The sequence below is a fragment of the Streptomyces piniterrae genome (genome assembly GCF_005048155.1).
Lineage (GTDB): Bacteria > Actinomycetota > Actinomycetes > Streptomycetales > Streptomycetaceae > Streptomyces > Streptomyces piniterrae.
This window is the reverse complement of record NZ_SUMB01000002.1, coordinates 585,087-600,230: the sequence shown is the minus strand read 5'-3', so window position 1 is coordinate 600,230 and position 15,144 is coordinate 585,087. Positions and strand designations below refer to the sequence as shown.

Annotated in this window: 16 protein-coding genes; all 16 read right to left on the bottom strand. The window is 69.0% G+C overall.

Annotated features, from left to right (window positions below):
* Positions 1-40: 40 nt before the first annotated feature.
* Positions 41-1,294 (bottom strand): cytochrome P450, encoded by a 1,254-nt coding sequence (locus tag FCH28_RS06995; protein WP_246102481.1) that lies wholly within the window; start codon positions 1,292-1,294, stop codon positions 41-43.
* On the bottom strand, positions 1,291-1,908 hold the full coding sequence (locus tag FCH28_RS06990; RefSeq protein WP_136738803.1) for a GTP-binding protein: 618 nt from the start codon (positions 1,906-1,908) through the stop codon (positions 1,291-1,293). Before FCH28_RS06990 ends, FCH28_RS06995 begins: the two co-directional genes overlap by 4 nt.
* Entirely contained in the window at positions 1,886-2,248 is a 363-nt protein-coding gene (locus FCH28_RS06985) for a DUF742 domain-containing protein (protein WP_136738802.1), read from the bottom strand. The genes FCH28_RS06990 and FCH28_RS06985 overlap by 23 nt, the downstream gene beginning before the upstream one ends.
* Positions 2,245-2,679: a roadblock/LC7 domain-containing protein gene (locus FCH28_RS06980; protein WP_136738801.1), complete on the bottom strand. Its 435-nt coding sequence runs from the start codon at positions 2,677-2,679 to the stop codon at positions 2,245-2,247. Before FCH28_RS06980 ends, FCH28_RS06985 begins: the two co-directional genes overlap by 4 nt.
* Positions 2,676-3,971 carry an ATP-binding protein gene (locus FCH28_RS06975; protein WP_136738800.1) on the bottom strand — a complete coding sequence of 432 codons (1,296 nt, stop codon included), beginning with the start codon at positions 3,969-3,971 and terminating at the stop codon, positions 2,676-2,678. Before FCH28_RS06975 ends, FCH28_RS06980 begins: the two co-directional genes overlap by 4 nt.
* Before the next feature lie 585 nt (positions 3,972-4,556).
* Positions 4,557-5,060: a DedA family protein gene (locus FCH28_RS06970; RefSeq protein WP_136738799.1), complete on the bottom strand. Its 504-nt coding sequence runs from the start codon at positions 5,058-5,060 to the stop codon at positions 4,557-4,559.
* A 345-nt stretch (positions 5,061-5,405) separates the two neighbouring features.
* Complete coding sequence (locus FCH28_RS06965) at positions 5,406-5,654, bottom strand: hypothetical protein (protein WP_136738798.1); 249 nt, start codon at positions 5,652-5,654, stop codon at positions 5,406-5,408.
* The gene (locus FCH28_RS06960; protein ID WP_246102479.1) at positions 5,651-6,286 is read right to left on the bottom strand and encodes a ParA family protein; all 636 of its coding nucleotides are present in this window, start codon (positions 6,284-6,286) and stop codon (positions 5,651-5,653) included. Before FCH28_RS06960 ends, FCH28_RS06965 begins: the two co-directional genes overlap by 4 nt.
* Before the next feature lie 329 nt (positions 6,287-6,615).
* Positions 6,616-7,374 (bottom strand): hypothetical protein, encoded by a 759-nt coding sequence (locus tag FCH28_RS06955; RefSeq protein ID WP_136738797.1) that lies wholly within the window; start codon positions 7,372-7,374, stop codon positions 6,616-6,618.
* 22 nt (positions 7,375-7,396) lie between these two features.
* Positions 7,397-7,951 carry a hypothetical protein gene (locus FCH28_RS06950; protein ID WP_246102477.1) on the bottom strand — a complete coding sequence of 185 codons (555 nt, stop codon included), beginning with the start codon at positions 7,949-7,951 and terminating at the stop codon, positions 7,397-7,399.
* Positions 7,952-7,956: 5 nt separating this feature from the next.
* Positions 7,957-9,243, bottom strand: a complete 1,287-nt coding sequence (locus FCH28_RS06945) for an MCE family protein (RefSeq protein ID WP_136738796.1) — start codon at positions 9,241-9,243, stop codon at positions 7,957-7,959.
* On the bottom strand, positions 9,240-10,616 hold the full coding sequence (locus FCH28_RS06940) for an MCE family protein (RefSeq protein WP_136738795.1): 1,377 nt from the start codon (positions 10,614-10,616) through the stop codon (positions 9,240-9,242). Before FCH28_RS06940 ends, FCH28_RS06945 begins: the two co-directional genes overlap by 4 nt.
* Positions 10,613-11,794, bottom strand: a complete 1,182-nt coding sequence (locus tag FCH28_RS06935) for an MCE family protein (protein ID WP_187363770.1) — start codon at positions 11,792-11,794, stop codon at positions 10,613-10,615. The genes FCH28_RS06940 and FCH28_RS06935 overlap by 4 nt, the downstream gene beginning before the upstream one ends.
* Positions 11,791-12,798 (bottom strand): MCE family protein, encoded by a 1,008-nt coding sequence (locus tag FCH28_RS06930; RefSeq protein WP_136738794.1) that lies wholly within the window; start codon positions 12,796-12,798, stop codon positions 11,791-11,793. The genes FCH28_RS06935 and FCH28_RS06930 overlap by 4 nt, the downstream gene beginning before the upstream one ends.
* Positions 12,795-13,826, bottom strand: a complete 1,032-nt coding sequence (locus FCH28_RS06925) for an MCE family protein (protein ID WP_136738793.1) — start codon at positions 13,824-13,826, stop codon at positions 12,795-12,797. Before FCH28_RS06925 ends, FCH28_RS06930 begins: the two co-directional genes overlap by 4 nt.
* The gene (locus FCH28_RS06920; RefSeq protein WP_136738792.1) at positions 13,823-15,142 is read right to left on the bottom strand and encodes an MCE family protein; all 1,320 of its coding nucleotides are present in this window, start codon (positions 15,140-15,142) and stop codon (positions 13,823-13,825) included. Before FCH28_RS06920 ends, FCH28_RS06925 begins: the two co-directional genes overlap by 4 nt.
* Positions 15,143-15,144 lie beyond the last annotated feature (2 nt).

The window sequence follows — 15,144 nt, the reverse complement described above, 5'->3', positions numbered from 1 at the left end:
CCCGTCCCAGGAGTAATTCCGCGGCCAGTGCTCCCCCGCGCTAGGTGCGGCTGATCGGCGGGAAGCGGACGGGCAGACCGGCCAGAGCCCGGTGGAAGGGGCCTTGCCGCCATTCCAACTTCTCGACCGGGATTTCCAGTTCGATGTTGGGGAGCCGGTCGAGGAGCTTCTCCAGGGCGACCGCGGCGATCACCCGGGCGGGGCCCTTCGCCGGGCAGCTGTGCGGGCCCGCGCTCCACGCGAGGTGCGCGCGGTTGCCGGTCCGGCGTTCGCCGCCGAGGCCCGGGTCGGTGTTCGCGGCGGCCAGGCTGATGAGGATGGGCTCCCCCTCGCACACGAGGGTTCCGTCGAGCTCCTGGTCGTAAATCGGATAGTGGACGGCGTAGTTCGCCATCGGCGGGTCGGTCCACAGCACCTCGTCGATGGCGTCCTCGACGGGCATGGTGCCGCGTGCGAGGTCACCGGCGAACCGGTCGTCGGACAGCAGCAGCCGCAGGCCGTTGCAGATCAGGTTCAGCTGGGGCGCGGTGCCCGCGCCCATGAGCACCACCAGCTGGTGCGCCATCTCCTCGTCGGTCAGCCCGGCGGGATGGGCCATCAGCCAGGACGTCACATCCGGCCCCGGCTTCGCCCGCTTGAGTGCCACCAGCTCGGCGACGCCCTCGGCCAGCACCGCGTTCGCCTTCTCGGAGCCGGCGTCGGCGTCGAAGATCCCGGACATTCCCTCGACCAGCTTGTCCCCGGTGGCGGGCGGGCAGCCGAAGAGTTGGTTGAAGACCAGCAACGGCAGGACGGCACCGTACTCGTGGAGGAGATCCGCCCGACCCTTGGGGCCGATCCGGTCGATGAGGGTGTCGGCGCTGTGCTCCACGTGGCGGGTGAGCGCGTCGGGGTCCACTCGGCCAAGACTGTCGGTGATGGCGCCGCGCAGTCGGCTGTGCTCGTCGCCGTCGGTCCACAGGGCGTTCGGCCGGTACGCCATCATCGGCACGACCGGGCTGTCCGCCGGCACCGTCCCGTCGGCGAGAGCCCGCCATCGGCGCGGGTCCTTGGAGAAGCGCTCCGGACTGCGCAGCACCTCCAGAGCGGTGTCATAGCCGACGACCAGAGAAGCGCGCACGCCGGGCGCTATCTCCACGGGCGAGACGGAGCCCTGGGCGCGCAGTCGGGTGTACGACGCCATGGGGTCGGCGGCGAACTCCGGGCCGTACAGCCGCTCCACCGTACGTGCGTCGGCGTGCGCCGGGCAGCCGCGAGGAGGCGCCGCGTCGTGTGCGGGCCGGGGTGTCGTCATCCTTGCTCCTGAGGGGTGCGGGTCTGGAGGTACTCGATGAGGGAGATCAGCGCTCCGGCACCGGACGTGGCTTCGCGCGCGTCGCAGGTGACCAAGGGGGTTTCCGGGAGCAGGTCGAGAGCTTCGCGGATCTCTGCCTCGGGGAACATCGGCGCGCCGTCAAACTGGTTGACGGCGACCGCGTACGGCATGCCGTGCTCTTCCAGCAGGCCCATGATGTCGAAGGACTGGTCGAGCCTTCTGGTGTCCGTCAGCACCAGTGCGCCGAGAGCTCCGTTCAGCATGTCCTGCCACAGCTGGGTGAAGCGCTTCTGCCCGGGGGCGCCGAAGAGATAGAGCACCAGGGACTCGTTGAGTGTGAGGCGGCCGAAGTCCATGGCCACGGTCGTCGTGGTCTTGTCGGGGATGCCCGTGAGGTCGTCGACGAACTCGCCGGCCTGCGTCATGGTCTCTTCGGTGCGCAGCGGCCGGATCTCGGAGAGGGTGCCGACGAACGTGGTCTTGCCGACGGCGAAGTGGCCGACGACGAGGATCTTGATCGCGGTCGTGACCGTGTCCGAGACGTAGATCGGATCGATCGGGTCGACCGGGTCAGAAACGGGAGCGGAGCCCATCCAGCACCTCCTGCAGGAGTCGGGCGTCGGCCAGTTGTGCCTTGGGGACGGGAGGCCGGACATGGACATGGCCGCTGTCGACGAGGTCGCTGAGCAGGACCTTGGTGACGCTCATCGGCAGAGCGAGATGTCCGGCCATTTCGGCGACCGACAGCGCCCCGGGCCGGCACAGTTCGATCGCCCGCCGCTTCTCCGGGCTCAGCCCGTTCAGGGGACGGTCGGGCACGGCCGTCACCAGTGCCACGAGGTCCAGTGTGTTGCGCGTCGGATGGGCGCGGCCCTCCGTGACGACGTACGGCCGTACGAGCCCTCTGTCATGACGGGGGCGCGGCGGGGTCATGCCGTACCGGAGTCGTCCGGCCTGCCGGGTACGGAATGCTGCCGCGGCAGACTGGTCAGCTCCTTACCCAGCCGGTCGACCACCTTGTGCATGCTGTAGGTGACGGCTTCCATGTCGACGTCCTGGCCGGCCGAGACCGCCAGATACGCGCCCGCGCCGGCGGCCACCAGGAAGACGTACCCGTCGACGAACTCGACCAGTGTCTGCTGCCACGGCGAGGTCTCCAGCCCGCAGAACTCGGCGGTACTGCGACTGATGGACTGCAGTCCGGACAACGCCGCGGCCTGCCGCTCGGCCTCGTCGCGCGCCATGCCCTGGGAGTGGGCGCGGAGCATGCCGTCCGCGGAGAGCAGGATCGCGTGGCGGGCTTCCGGGACCTTCAGGACCTCGTCGAGCATCCATCCGACTTCGTTGGTCATCTGGCCGGTCATTCCTGGGGGGTTCCTTCGGTGTCGTGGGAGGAGTCGCGGCCGGAGCGGGTGCCGCGGGCGAACGCGCCCATACGGGAGGCGGCCTCGGCGGCGGGGCGGACCAGCGCGGGATCGGCGGCCGGGGCCTCGGGGCCGCCGTCGGCTGCCTGGTGCCGCTGCGTGGATCGACGACGTTTAGGCAGGCCGCCTGCGGTGGCCGACGGCGCTGCCGCCGCTTCGGACGCGCCGGGAGAGGCCGGCTCCGGGGCGGGCGGCGTCTCGCCTCCCAGCCCGGGAATGGGCGGGCCCATGAAACGCACCCGGTTGAGGAGCGCGTTGGGGAGAAAGAGCACGGCCCGCACACCGCCGTACGGGGACTGCGTGTTGACCGAGACGCTGAATCCGTACCGGGCGGCGAGTGCGCCGATGACGGCGAAGCCGAACTGCGGCGGGTTGCCGAGCTTGTTGATGTCGATGTCCACCAGCCCGGACAGACGCCGACCGGCTTCCTCGGTTTCGCGCGCGTCCATGCCGATGCCGGAGTCGTCGACGACGATGCTGACGCCGTTGTGGGCGGCCTGGATGCCGACTTCGACGGTGGTGTTGGGCCGGGAGTGCCGCGCCGCGTTGTCCAGCAGCTCGGCGACCGCGAGGACGACCGGTTCGACGGCTCGGCTCACGACGTCCATGTCGACGCGCGAGTGCACCGTGACGCGTCGGTAGTCCCGAATCCTCGATGTCGCACCGCGTACGACGTCGACCAGCGGTGACGCGGCCCGCTGCCGTCCGGGCCACGAGCCGCAGAGCATGGCGATGGCCTGCGCCCTCCGGCCGAACTGCGCATTGGTGTGATCGACCTCCAGGAGGTCCCGGAGCACATCGGGGTCGTCGTGCCGGTCCTGCATGTCGGAGATCGACACCTGCTGCTCGTTCGCCAAGGCCTGCAGGGCACGCATCGCCGCCTTCAGTGTCGCCTTCGCCGACCTGTCCGCCCGGGATCGCGTGGCCTCGGCGGCCCCGGTGAACTGCTCGACGATCTGCTGCAGATTCTTTCCGTACGTCGTTCCGGCGAGATCAGCATCGAGAGGCCCGGGTACGGGTGCGCTGCCGTGGGCCGCCTCGACGAGCGCGGGAAGCCGAACCTCGGAGAGATGCCGGACCTCCTCCTCCCTGGCGAGCAGACCGGCTTCATGGAGCGTCAGTCGACCGCGCAGGGCGGCGGTGATCCGGTACTGGCGTACCAGCAGCGACACTCCGGCGAGCGTGACCACGGCGAGGCACCAGAACACCGCCTCCGGTATGTGTTGTGTCATCAGGTCCTCACGAAGGGAGTACGACAGGCGCGGAGGCAGCGGGACATGCGGGAATCGGCTCTGAGGACCCATCGGATCTCGATCGGCCTGACCGGACGCGGCACCGTAGCGGTGGGTGATGCCAGGGAACACCCGGGTCCCCTCAGGTGAGGGCGTTGCTGGCCCTCAGCATTGCATCGCGCATTACCGGTAGGTGTTCGGCAATGCCGACCAACGAACGGAAGTTTTGCCCCGGACCAGCGCGACGTCAAGGGTTGCGGAGCTGAAAACCGTACGCAGAGGGGTGAAGCCTGCCCTCGGCCGTGGGATCCGACCGGCTGGTGATGGCGAGTACGGGCGTGGGGTCGTCGAGGTCGAGGCGTGCGGCGAGGCGGCCGAGGTCGGACTGCTCGTCGCCGAAGACGGCTAGTACTCCAAAGGAAGGGCTGCCGTCAGGTCAGGAGCCACGGCTGTACGGCTGTATGCGAGTTGCGGACACCACAGGCGGCCTCGATTTCGTGCGGGGCGTCCGGCCGTCGGTGGCCCGTGAGGCCGGCGCAGGACGAAGGGAGAACGGCACCCAGTTTCCGGCCGACAGGGGCGGCGCTACACGGCGCGGTGCGGCCCTTCAGGTTCCCCGGCCTCGGCGTCGCCGCGTGCCGGGGAAGCGTTTCTTCGCCGGTACACCGCCACCCCGCACACCGCGAGGAGGAGGCCGGCGACCGCGGCGACACCGAGCACCGTCCGCTCGGCGAACAGCCTTGCCAGCATGTGGAGTGCGCCGATCCCGGCGGTCGCGTAGACCAGCGCCCAGCCCGCTCCCCCCACGAACAGTGCGGGGAGGTAGCGCGACAGGGGCATGCGCATACTCCCCGCGAGGAAGTTGGCAACGGTCTGGAAACCGACGGTCAGGAAGGAGACGGCCACCACCGGCGCGCCCCACCGCTGGATCGCCCGTTCGGCACGCCTGAACTTGGCCGCGGAGATCCGCTCGGCGAACCTGCTGCGCCTGGTACCGGCACCGGCGAGCCACCCGACGGCGAACGTCCCTCCGGCCCGCAGCAGAACGATGACGTAGAGACCAGCGGCCGTGAGCGCGACCTCACCCATGACGCTTCGCCCCCTCCGGACCGTGCCCCGCTGCCCCCGTCCCCCTGTTTCGCGGTCGCCGTAGCGGGCTCGCGACGGGCACGAAGCTGGTCTCCATATCTCACCTGCGGTCTGCTTCTGCGAGTTCCGTCCCTGCGTCGTACAGGGAAGGAACGCCGGTACCCGAGCCCGACGCGGAGTACCGGTGCACCCGGGGCCTTCCGGATACGGTCGCTCGCGCCAAGCCACCCCGACACAGCCACGTTAACCGAACGCACGTGCCCCGGCTGCACCGCACTGGCCTGAAGAGAAAAGACGTGCTCCCCTGCGGTGACCAGGCGAACCAGTCGAACCAGTCGAACCAGCCTAGCTTCCGGGCCGAGACACCCTGCCGACGGTGGCGGCCAGGGTACGCAGGACGGTCGAGCCGATGAGCACCACTGAGGAGACTGGCCCTCCCACCCATCGGGTCAGATCGTCTCGCAAGTCGGGATCCACCTCGACGGTCACCCGGACGTATCTGCTCTGCAGCGTGGTGACCTTGGTGGACCGTGGGGCGGCAACGTCCTGTCCGCGCTGCAATGCCGCGCGGTAGCTTTCCTTGCGCTGGCTCATACCTCATCCTGACGCTTGATCAGTTCCTCCGCGAAGTCCATGTACGCAGAGCCCTTGGCCTGGACCGGGTTCCCGAAGGACTGGGCGTACAGGTCGAGCCGCGCGATCTGGGTGTCCAGCACCTCGAAACCCCGCTCGGTGAGTGCCTCGCGAGCGTCGGCATCGGGCCCGGTGCGCGTGGCCTCGGGACGGTTGGTGCGATTGAGCAGGACCGCCGTGCGGGCCGGCTCGGCACGCAGGGACTGCACGTCCGCCATCTCGCCGAGGATGGGTGCCATCCGGTCCAGTTCGATGGGGGCGGGGGTCACGGGCACGATCCACTCGCCGGCGTACCTCATGATGCTGCGGGCAATGCGGGGATGGTCCTCCAGCTGGGGCGCATCGAGCACGACGGCCTGCCGGTTGCCGAGGAAGTCGTTCACGCGACGGTGGACGTCCCCCACCGGCAGAGCGATCACCGGAAACGGAAACCCGCCGGCCAGCTCGCTCCAGCGCAGCGCGGAAGCGGCTGGGTCACCGTCGACCAGCAGCGGCGACAGTCCCGACTCATGAAGCGCGTGGGCCAGCCACACAGCACTCGTCGTCTTTCCGACGCCGGGCTTGAGGTTCACAAACGCACAGCTCAACGGCACGAGACGTGACAATAGCGGGCGCGATCGTCCAGTTTCGGTCGGCGCGAGCGCGTGGCCTCGTGGTTCACCCACAAGCAGTGAGAAACGGCGGCGACGCCGTTGTGGTCGCGACCGACCATATGCGCCACCGCTTGCCCCTTGCGCACGATGCCGAGCAGCCTGAAGACCGGGCCGAACGTACGGGTATGACGGGTACGGGGGCGGCAGGACTACGGTGGCGGCGGCTACTCCGGTTCCGACTTCGACACATGCGCATGCGGGGTGGGCGGGTGTCGTTCCCGTTCGACATCGAGGACGCCTGACCACGGCCGCCACGTCTCGTACAGGGGCTACAGCGCGTCGACAGCGCTGACCTTCCAGCCGTCGGACGTCCGTTGCAGGGTCATCCGCACCCGGTTGAGGTCGACGCGCGAGCCTGAGACCTGGGTGCTGTTGGTGACCTGGTTCATAAAGAGCAGAACGACCACCTTGTCCGGCGACGCGGACACCACCGACGCCGCAGGGTCGCCGGACGCCGGTTTCGCCACCGTGGCCTTGACCACCCCGTGGTAGCGCTTCGCGGTGGGCGCGACCACCGTCGTCGTGGTCTTGCGGTACTTGTCCTCGAAGTCGCCCGTGATGTGGCTGCGCGCCGCAGCGAAGTCCTTGTCGAGGTGCCGGTAGTCGTAGGACAGAATCGCCGGGGCCGCCTTTTGCGCGGCGGCGAGCGCCTCCGTACGGGCCTCGCCGGCGCTCTCGGCGTCCCGGTAGTCGAGCCCGAGCACCGTCGTCGCGGCGAGACCCGCCACGACGAGGAGCGCGAGTCCGGCGCCGAGCAGGCCGGACCGACGGCGCTTCGGCTCCGCCGTCGCCTCCTCCGACCCGGACTTCGCCTTCGGCTTCGGCTCGGCGGCCGCCTTGTCGGCGGACGTGTCGGCCTTCAGCGCGTCGATCAGGCCCCTGCGCCGCGGCTCCCCGGCGGGCTCCTCCGCGGCTGAGCCGTGTGCCTTCTCGGCTCGTTTCGCCGCGGCACGGGCAGCCGCGGCGAAGGAGGAACGGGACCGGGTCGTGCCGCTGCCGGCACTCCCTCGAACGGACAGCTTCGCCACGGTCTTTCTCCTTACTTGCCGGTCAGCCGACGAATTCGACGTTGGACGTCAGCCATCGCCCGCCCTCGTGCACGAGGTCGAGCTGCAGCCGGTAGTTGCGGGCCTGCCCCTTCGGGGCGGCGACGTTGGTGACCTTGCTGTCACCCACGACCAGGACCCGCGCGGACTTCTCGTCGGCCCGGATGATCCCCGCCTCCAGCACCTGCCCCTGCGAGACGGACTTGTTGGCGGCCACCAGCTTGGTGAGCTGCTTGTTCTGCTCGGCGAACTGCTTCTTGAAGTCACCGGTGGCGCCGTCCAGGACGTTCTTGCTGTCCCGGCCGTAGTGCCGGTAGTCGAGCGAGGTGAAGTTGAGCACGGACTGCCGGGCCGCGGCCAGCGCCTGCTGTTCCCGCTGGTCCAGCTGGTGGTGCTGATACTTCTGCACGCCGAGGTAGCCGGAGAGGGCCACCAGCAGAACGGCTGCGACGGCCAGCCCCATCGGGAGCACCCTGCTGCGGCGGGCCGAGCGCACCCCCTTGACGAGGAGGCGAAGCGGCGGCCCGCCGCCGCGGGCGGCCAGGAGCCGGATATTCATGGCATTCATGCCATCGGTCCAACGAGCATCCATTGCCATGAGTCCTTTCCGAACACGTTCTGTTCTCCCCCGGTCGAGCCGATCTGGACGGTCCCTCCGCCCGGTCCCTGGATGAGGCCGGACGCGGGATCGTAGGGCGCGACATACGACGCCAGGTCGGCCTGGCTCCCGGAGCCGCCCGGCCGCGGGACGTTCTGCGCACCGCGCACCGAGGTCTTGCTGCCGCGGGGCTCGGTGCAGCGGACCGAGGTGTTCGCCTGCCGCTCGCTGGTGTCCGTTGGGGAGCGGCGCTGGGTGCTGCCGTATCCCTGCCGGCAGGACGGCGGCTCGTCGGAGTTGAGGGCCAGACCAAAGTGGCTGGTGCCGTCGCCCGGGAGCACCGTGAAGCTGCCGGCGACGACGGCCGGGAAGGTCACCAGGGTCTGCTCCATGCCCGGCAGCCGTGCCGCGCTGACCTGGCCTCCGCTGATGAGGTTTCCCAGCAGCACCGGCAGCGCCTTCTGGTTGGCCTTCAGCAGCGAGTCCATTTCGTGCGCGGCCGACGTCTGGCCGTCCATCAGCCTGCGGAAGTCGCCGTCGCTGTTCTTGATCTGCTCGGTGAGGTCCGCCAGATCGCGGGAGAAGGACTTGATGGACGAGCCCTTGTCGATCTGGGTCTGCAGCACACCCTGGGAGTCCTCGATCAACTTGATCGTCTGGGGGAGCGAGTCGCTCGCCTCCTTCACGAGCGAGTTGCCCGAGTCGACCATCCGGGACAGGTGCGGCCCCGTGCCCGCGAACGCCTTGCCCAGCTCATCGACCGTGATCTTGAGGTCCCTCTTGTCGACGGACGCGACGAACCGGTCGAGACCCTTGATCAGCTGCGTCGTCTGCAGCGGGGTACGGGTGTCCTTCTGGGCGATCTCGGAGCCATCGCGCAGATAGGGGCCGCTCCTGGAGCGCGGCTGCAGATCGACGTACTGCTCGCCCACCGCCGAGCGGTTGGCCACCACGGCGAGGGTGTCGGCGGGGATGCGCGAGCCGTCCCCGATGTGCAGGTCCACCGATACACCGACGGAGCTGCCGGAGTCGCCGAGGCGCAGGTCGCCCACGCGGCCCACCGGGATCCCTCGGTAGGTCACCTCGGCGTCCGAGTAGATACCTCCGGAGTCGGCGAAGTGCGCCCGCACGGTGTAGTCGCGGTCCAGGATCCGGTCGCCGAGGCCGGCGTACTCCGCGCCGACGTAGGACACGCCTACGGCGGTGACGGCAGAGAAGGCGATGAGCTGCGCCTTGACCGTACGGGTGATCACGACAGCATCCCCTTCGTCATGAGCCTCGCGAGAGCCAGGTCGAAACCGCTGGGATAGGCCGACCCGCCGGCGTCGGAGTAGGCGCCGTACGAGGCCTGGATTCCGGTGCACAGCGGCAGGCACTGCACGTCGCCACCGCCCGTGTCCTGGCCCCCGTCACCGTCGTCCTGGCCCCCGTCACCGTCCAACTTCGGGAGCGAGGTGGGATTGACGAGACCGGGGAAGTCCGGCACGTCCGGCGGCTTCGGCGCGTCCGGTGCCTCCGGCACGCCGGGCTTCCCGCCGTCGTCGTTCTTGCCCTCGCCCGGCTTCTTCGGCTCGTCGGTGACGTTTCCGTAGATGCTCTTCAGGTCGAGGTCGGCAGTGATGTGCAGGTTGGTGTAGTCGCCCTTGATGGCGTCCGGGGCGTTGCGCGGGAACGGATAGGTGGTCAGCAGCTCCAGCGCGTTCGGCAGGTCGTTGCCCGCCTGGTTGAGCTTGGCGAGGATCGGCTGCAGGTTCCGCAGGTTGGCGATGGCATCGTCCTTGGACGCGTTGATCACCTTCGTCGAGACCTTGCCGAGACTGGAGAGGGACCGCAGCATCCGCGTGAGGTTCCGGCGCTGGTCGGCCAGCACCTTGAGCGCGGGCGGTATGGCGTCGACAGCCTCGCCGATCGCGGCCTTCTCCTCCCGGAGCCGGTTGGAGAGCCGGTCGATGCCGTTCAGCGCGCGGACGATCTGGGAGCGCTGCCGGTCGAGCCCGCCGACGAACGTGTCCAGCTCCTCAAGCAGGTTCTTGATCCGCTCCTCGCGGCCTCCCATCGTGTTGTTCAGCTCTTTGGTGATCGTGTGAAGGTGGGCTACACCGCCGCCGTTGAGCAGCGAGGAGAGGGCGGAAAGCACCTCCTCGATCTCCGGTGTGCGGCCACTGCGCGACATCAGGATGCGCGCCCCGTCCTTGAGCTTCCCGACCGGCTCGACGCCCGCCGGCTCGGCCAGAGACACGTACTTCTCGCCGAGCACGCTGGTCATGCGCATTTCGGCGACCGCGTTCTCCGGCAGCCTCACATGGTCCGCGATACGCAGGCGGACGTTGGCGTGCCAGCCTTTGAGCTCCACCTTCTCGACAGCGCCCACGGTGACGTTGTTGACCTTCACCGCCGACTGCGGCACCAGGTCGAGAACGTCCCGGAACTCGACGGTGACGTGGTACGCGTCGTCGTCCGCGGCGGCGCCGCCCGGCAGCTGGACGTCGTACAGGCCGTTGAACTCGCAGCCGGACAGCAGCACCGACCCGGCGGCCACCCACAGGGCGGCCGTGCGCCGGGCATTCCGCGCGAAGCCGGTCTTGTGCCGCCGTGCGGGGCAGGCGGCCGCGTTCGGGGCGGTCATGCGCTGACCCCCAGAATCCCGCCAAGCGTCTTGTCCGTTGTGGCAGTCCCTGCGGAGGCCTGCTGGGGCGCTCCGGTGAGAGGGTCGCCCTTCGGCACCTCGGGGAGCGAGTCGAAGAGCTTCCGCAGCTCCCCGCAGTCGGACCTGTCTCCCGTTGTCTTGAGGATCGAGCACAGCGCACTGGCCGGGTCATGCGATTGCTCGCTGTTGTTGCGGGTGTCCAGCGTGCCGGACTCCGGGTTGTACGCGTTGTTGAGGTTGCCGAGACCGGCGGGTGCGACGTCCATCAGCTCCTCCAGCGCGGCGCGCTGCTTGACCAGCACACGCGTCACCTCGCTGAGACCCTTCACATTGGAGGTCAGCGACTTCTTGTTGCCCTTGACGAATCCGGCCACGTCCTTCAGGGCGATCGACAGTTGCCTGAGCGCCTCCCCGAGTTCCTTACGCTCACCGGAGAGTTGGCCCGCCACGCCGGCCAGGCTGTCGTTGAAGGTCCGGACGCTCTTGTCGTCCGCCGCCATCGCGGACGTGAACACCTGCAGGTTCCGGACCGTCCCGAACATGTTCTTGCGGCTGTCCGAAAGGGCGGAGACGGCCAGCGAGAGGTCCTTCACCGTCTGGTGCATCTTGCCGCCCTGCCCCTTCAGGTTGTCCGCGCTGACCCCGAGCAGCCGGTTCAGCGCGCCGTCCTTGTTGGCGCCGCGCGGGCCGAGCGCCTCGGCCGTGGTGTGCAGGCTGTCGTTGATCCGGTCCAGCTCGACCGGGACGGCCGTGCGGTTCTCCGGGATGACGTCGCCGCTCCTCATCTCCGGGCCGCCGCGGTACACCGGCAGCAGCTGGACGTAACGGTCGCTGACCACGGAGGAGTTGATGATGGCGGCCTTGGCGTCCGTGGGGACCTTCTTGTCCGCCTCGTACTCCAGATCCACCCGCACCCGGGAGCCCTGCGGCGTGATCTTCTTGACCTCGCCGATCCGGATGCCCAGCACGCGGACGTCGGAGCCGGGGTAGATGCCGACGGTACGCGGGAAGTACGCGGTGACCCGCACGTTGTCCTTCTGCGGCCACAGCGCGACGGTGAGTCCCGTGACGAGCGCCAGCGCGACGGCGAGCGCGATACGGCGCTGCAGCTTGCGCGGCGCCAGCTGCGGTCGGTTCCTCCTGGAGGCGGCCTTCATTGCGACCCTCCCGGGGATGTCTGCGCGGATCCGCCGCTGCGGGGCGAGGCGGGTTGAGCCGCGACCATGTTCTGGATGTAGGTGTCGAACCAGCGGCCGTTGCCGAGGGTGTTGGTGAAGACCCGGGCGAACGGCGCCATCAGCTTGACGCTGCGGTTGAGGCTCTTCTCGTTGCGCTGCAGCATCTGGACGACCGTGTTCAGCCGGGCCAGCGCCGGACCGATCTGCTTCCGGTTGTCCTCGACGAGCCCCGAGAGTTGCACCCCGAGCGTCGTGGCGTTGACCAGCAGGGTGTGGATGACCTGGCGCCGCTTGCTGATCTCCTCGAACAGTGCGTTGCCATCTTTCATCATGGAGGTGAGCTCGTCCGAGCGGTCGGAGAGCACCCCGGTGACGCCGTTGGCGCGCTTGAGCAGATCGCCCAGCGCCTTGTCGCGCGAGGCCACGGTCTTGGACAGCCGGGACAGGCCGTTGAGCGACGCCTTGACCTCGGGGGGCGAGTCCTTGAACGTCGCCGAGATCGCGTCCATCGCCTTGGCCACCTGCTTGGTGTCGACCTTCTCGCTGGTCGTGGCGAGGTCGCTGAACGCCTGCACCACGTCGTACGCCGAGACGGTCCGGTTGATCGGGATCTGGCTGCCGGGCTCCAACTGCCCGGTCCCCTTGGGCTCCAGGGAGAGGTACTTGGCGCCGAGGATCGTCTTGACCCGGATGGCGGCGCCGGTCCTGGTCCCGAACTGCGGCTCGCCCTTGACCCGGAAGCTGACCTTGACGTGGTCACCGTCCAGCTCGACGTCGTCGACCTTGCCGACCTTGACCCCGGCGATCCGGACCTCGTCACCGCCCTTCAGCCCGCCCGCCTCGGAGAAGGCGGCGCTGTACTGATCGCCGCTGCCGATCAGCGGAAGGCTGTCCACATTGAACGCCGCGGCGAGCAGCAGCGCGATGGTGGTGAGGCCGGCCGCCCCGATCTTTACGGGGTTGCGTTCGCGGAAAGGGATCACCGACCACACCTCGCCTGGTCGACGTGCAGCCGCGGCGTGATGGCCTGCGCGGTGTTCGGCAGCACGACACGGCCGTCGAAGTCGCACAGGTAGAAGTTGAACCAGGAGCCGTACGAGCCGGTGGCGGTCAGCTTGTTGAGCTTGTGCGGGAGCCGTTTCAGGACGCCCTCCACGGTCTTCTCGTTCTTGTTGAGCGTTCCGGTGAGCCGGGACAGCTGGGCGATGTCGGACTTCAGCGCCGGACGTCCGTCTTCGAGCAGGCCCGAGGTGGCGCCGGCCAGGTCGCTGATGCCTGCCAGCGAGTCGCCGATCGCCTTACGGTCGGCGGACAGCCCGGACACCACCCGCTGCAGCTGCTTGAGGAGGCCGGAGAAGCGCGCACTGCGCTGGTCCAGCGTGCCGAGCACCTGGTTGAGGTTGTCGATCACCGAGCCGATCAGCTCGTCGCGGTCGGCGAGGGTCGTGGTGAGCGAAGCCGTGTGTGCGAGCAGGCTGTTGATCGTGCCGCCCTCACCCTGGAGGGTCTTGATGATCTCCGTGGCCAGCTGGTTGGTGTCCTTGGGACTCAGCGCGGCGAACAGTGGCTTGAAGCCGTTGAGCAGCGCGTTGAGGTCGAGAGCGGGCTGGGTCCTGGAGAGCGGGATGGTGGCTCCGGACCGCAGTCGCTCGCTGCTCTTGCCCGCGCCCTCGGTCAGCGCGATGTACCGCTGTCCGACGAGATTGCGGTAGCGGATGACAGCGCCTGAGGAGGCGAGCAGCGGCCGGTCGCTGGAGGCGGTGAACTCGACCTCGGCCAGCGTCCGGTCCTTGATCCGGATGTCCTGGACCTCGCCGACCCTGACCCCGGCCACCCGGATGTCGTCACCCTCCTCCAGGCCTGTGACGTCGCTGAACACCGCCTGGTAGGTGTCCTCGTCGGTGAACCGGATGTTGACGATCGTGGCCGCGAGCAGCGCCGTCGCCAGGACGGTCACTACAGCGAAGAGGCTGAACTTGATCAGCGGTGCGGCCGTTTCCCGTGCCTTCATGCGACGCTCACCGCCGTTCCGCGGGCCATCGGGCCGAAGAGCAGGGTCGCCACGCCGGGCACCTCATCGGCGGGCACGCCCATGACCGGGGCCACGAGCGAACCGACGACCTGCTGCTCCGCGGCCGTACCGGCGATGCCGCCGAGCGGGCCCGGCGTGGAAGGGGAAGCACCGCCGGAGCCCTTGGTGCCGTCGTTCAACGCGGTCCCTGGAAACGGCTTCTGCGGACTGGGCAGGCCCCGGCAGCTCGGTCCTGAGCGATCGGCGTAGCGCGGCTCCTCGCCGGGGCGGTAGGGCGGGCGGGGCAGGGCGACCTCCAGGGTGATGTGCATCTTTCCGCCCTCGAAGATCTGCTCGGACAGCGGCTCCGACTTCACCAGGCCGCGCAGCAGACAGGGGTATTCGGGCGAGTAGCGGGCGAGCAGCGCCAGGGTGGGCCGGGAGACCCGGGACAGGCCGATGAGCCGCTCGGAGTTGTCGTCGATCACTTTCTCCCCGGTGCCCGCGAAGGTGGTGGTCCCGGTCAGGGCCGAGGCGAACGCTTGCTTCTTCTCCACCAGCGTCTTGCTGCTGGTGATCGTGTTGCGCAGGGTCCGCAAAAGGTCGGGGGCGGCGTCCCCGTAGATCTCGGCCACGTCCGCGAGCTTCGAGATGTTCGCCTGTATGGCAGGCATGTGCGGGTTGAGTTCGTGGAAATAGCGGTCCACCCGGGCGAGGTTGGTGCCGATCTCGTCACCGCGCCCCTCCAGCGCGTCGGCGAACGCGGACAGCGTGGCGTTCAGTTTGCCCGGCTGGACCGCGCGCAGCAGCGGCAGCAGGTCGTCCATCAGCTTCTGGAGTTCGATGCCGGCCTTGGTGCGGTCCTGGGTGATGACGTCTCCGGCCTGGATGGGTCGCTGCGGGGAGTGGGCGGGGACGACCAGGTCGACGTACTTCTCGCCGAACAGCGTCTTGGGCAGCAGCCGGGCCTGGACGTCGGCCGGGATGTGGGACGCGCGCTCGGGCTTGAGCGCGAGGTCGAGCGTCGCCTTCTCACCGTCGGCCCGTATGTCCCGGACCTCTCCGACGATCAGGCCGCGCAGCTTGACGTCGGCGCCCGGATCGAGCTGGTTGCCGGTCGTGCTCGCCTGCAGGGTGATCGGGACGGACGGGGTGAACGCCTTCTGGTAGACGGCGACCGCCAGCGTCAGCAGCAACCCGAGGACGACGAGGAAGACGATGCCGTAGAGCCGCAGCTTGGCGGCGGGCGTCCATGCTTTCCCCGGGGACGGAGCCGGCGCCGGCGCCGGCCTCCGTGTCGGTGTCAGTATCGGCATCT

Coding starts and splice junctions, on each gene's coding strand:
- FCH28_RS06995 (WP_246102481.1), bottom strand. CDS start 1,294: ATGACGACACCCCGGCCCGCACACGACGCGGCGCCTCCTCGCGGCTGC.
- FCH28_RS06990 (WP_136738803.1), bottom strand. CDS start 1,908: ATGGGCTCCGCTCCCGTTTCTGACCCGGTCGACCCGATCGATCCGATC.
- FCH28_RS06985 (WP_136738802.1), bottom strand. CDS start 2,248: ATGACCCCGCCGCGCCCCCGTCATGACAGAGGGCTCGTACGGCCGTAC.
- FCH28_RS06980 (WP_136738801.1), bottom strand. CDS start 2,679: ATGACCGGCCAGATGACCAACGAAGTCGGATGGATGCTCGACGAGGTC.
- FCH28_RS06975 (WP_136738800.1), bottom strand. CDS start 3,971: ATGACACAACACATACCGGAGGCGGTGTTCTGGTGCCTCGCCGTGGTC.
- FCH28_RS06970 (WP_136738799.1), bottom strand. CDS start 5,060: ATGGGTGAGGTCGCGCTCACGGCCGCTGGTCTCTACGTCATCGTTCTG.
- FCH28_RS06965 (WP_136738798.1), bottom strand. CDS start 5,654: ATGAGCCAGCGCAAGGAAAGCTACCGCGCGGCATTGCAGCGCGGACAG.
- FCH28_RS06950 (WP_246102477.1), bottom strand. CDS start 7,951: ATGAATATCCGGCTCCTGGCCGCCCGCGGCGGCGGGCCGCCGCTTCGC.
- FCH28_RS06940 (WP_136738795.1), bottom strand. CDS start 10,616: ATGACCGCCCCGAACGCGGCCGCCTGCCCCGCACGGCGGCACAAGACC.
- FCH28_RS06935 (WP_187363770.1), bottom strand. CDS start 11,794: ATGAAGGCCGCCTCCAGGAGGAACCGACCGCAGCTGGCGCCGCGCAAG.
- FCH28_RS06925 (WP_136738793.1), bottom strand. CDS start 13,826: ATGAAGGCACGGGAAACGGCCGCACCGCTGATCAAGTTCAGCCTCTTC.
- FCH28_RS06920 (WP_136738792.1), bottom strand. CDS start 15,142: ATGCCGATACTGACACCGACACGGAGGCCGGCGCCGGCGCCGGCTCCG.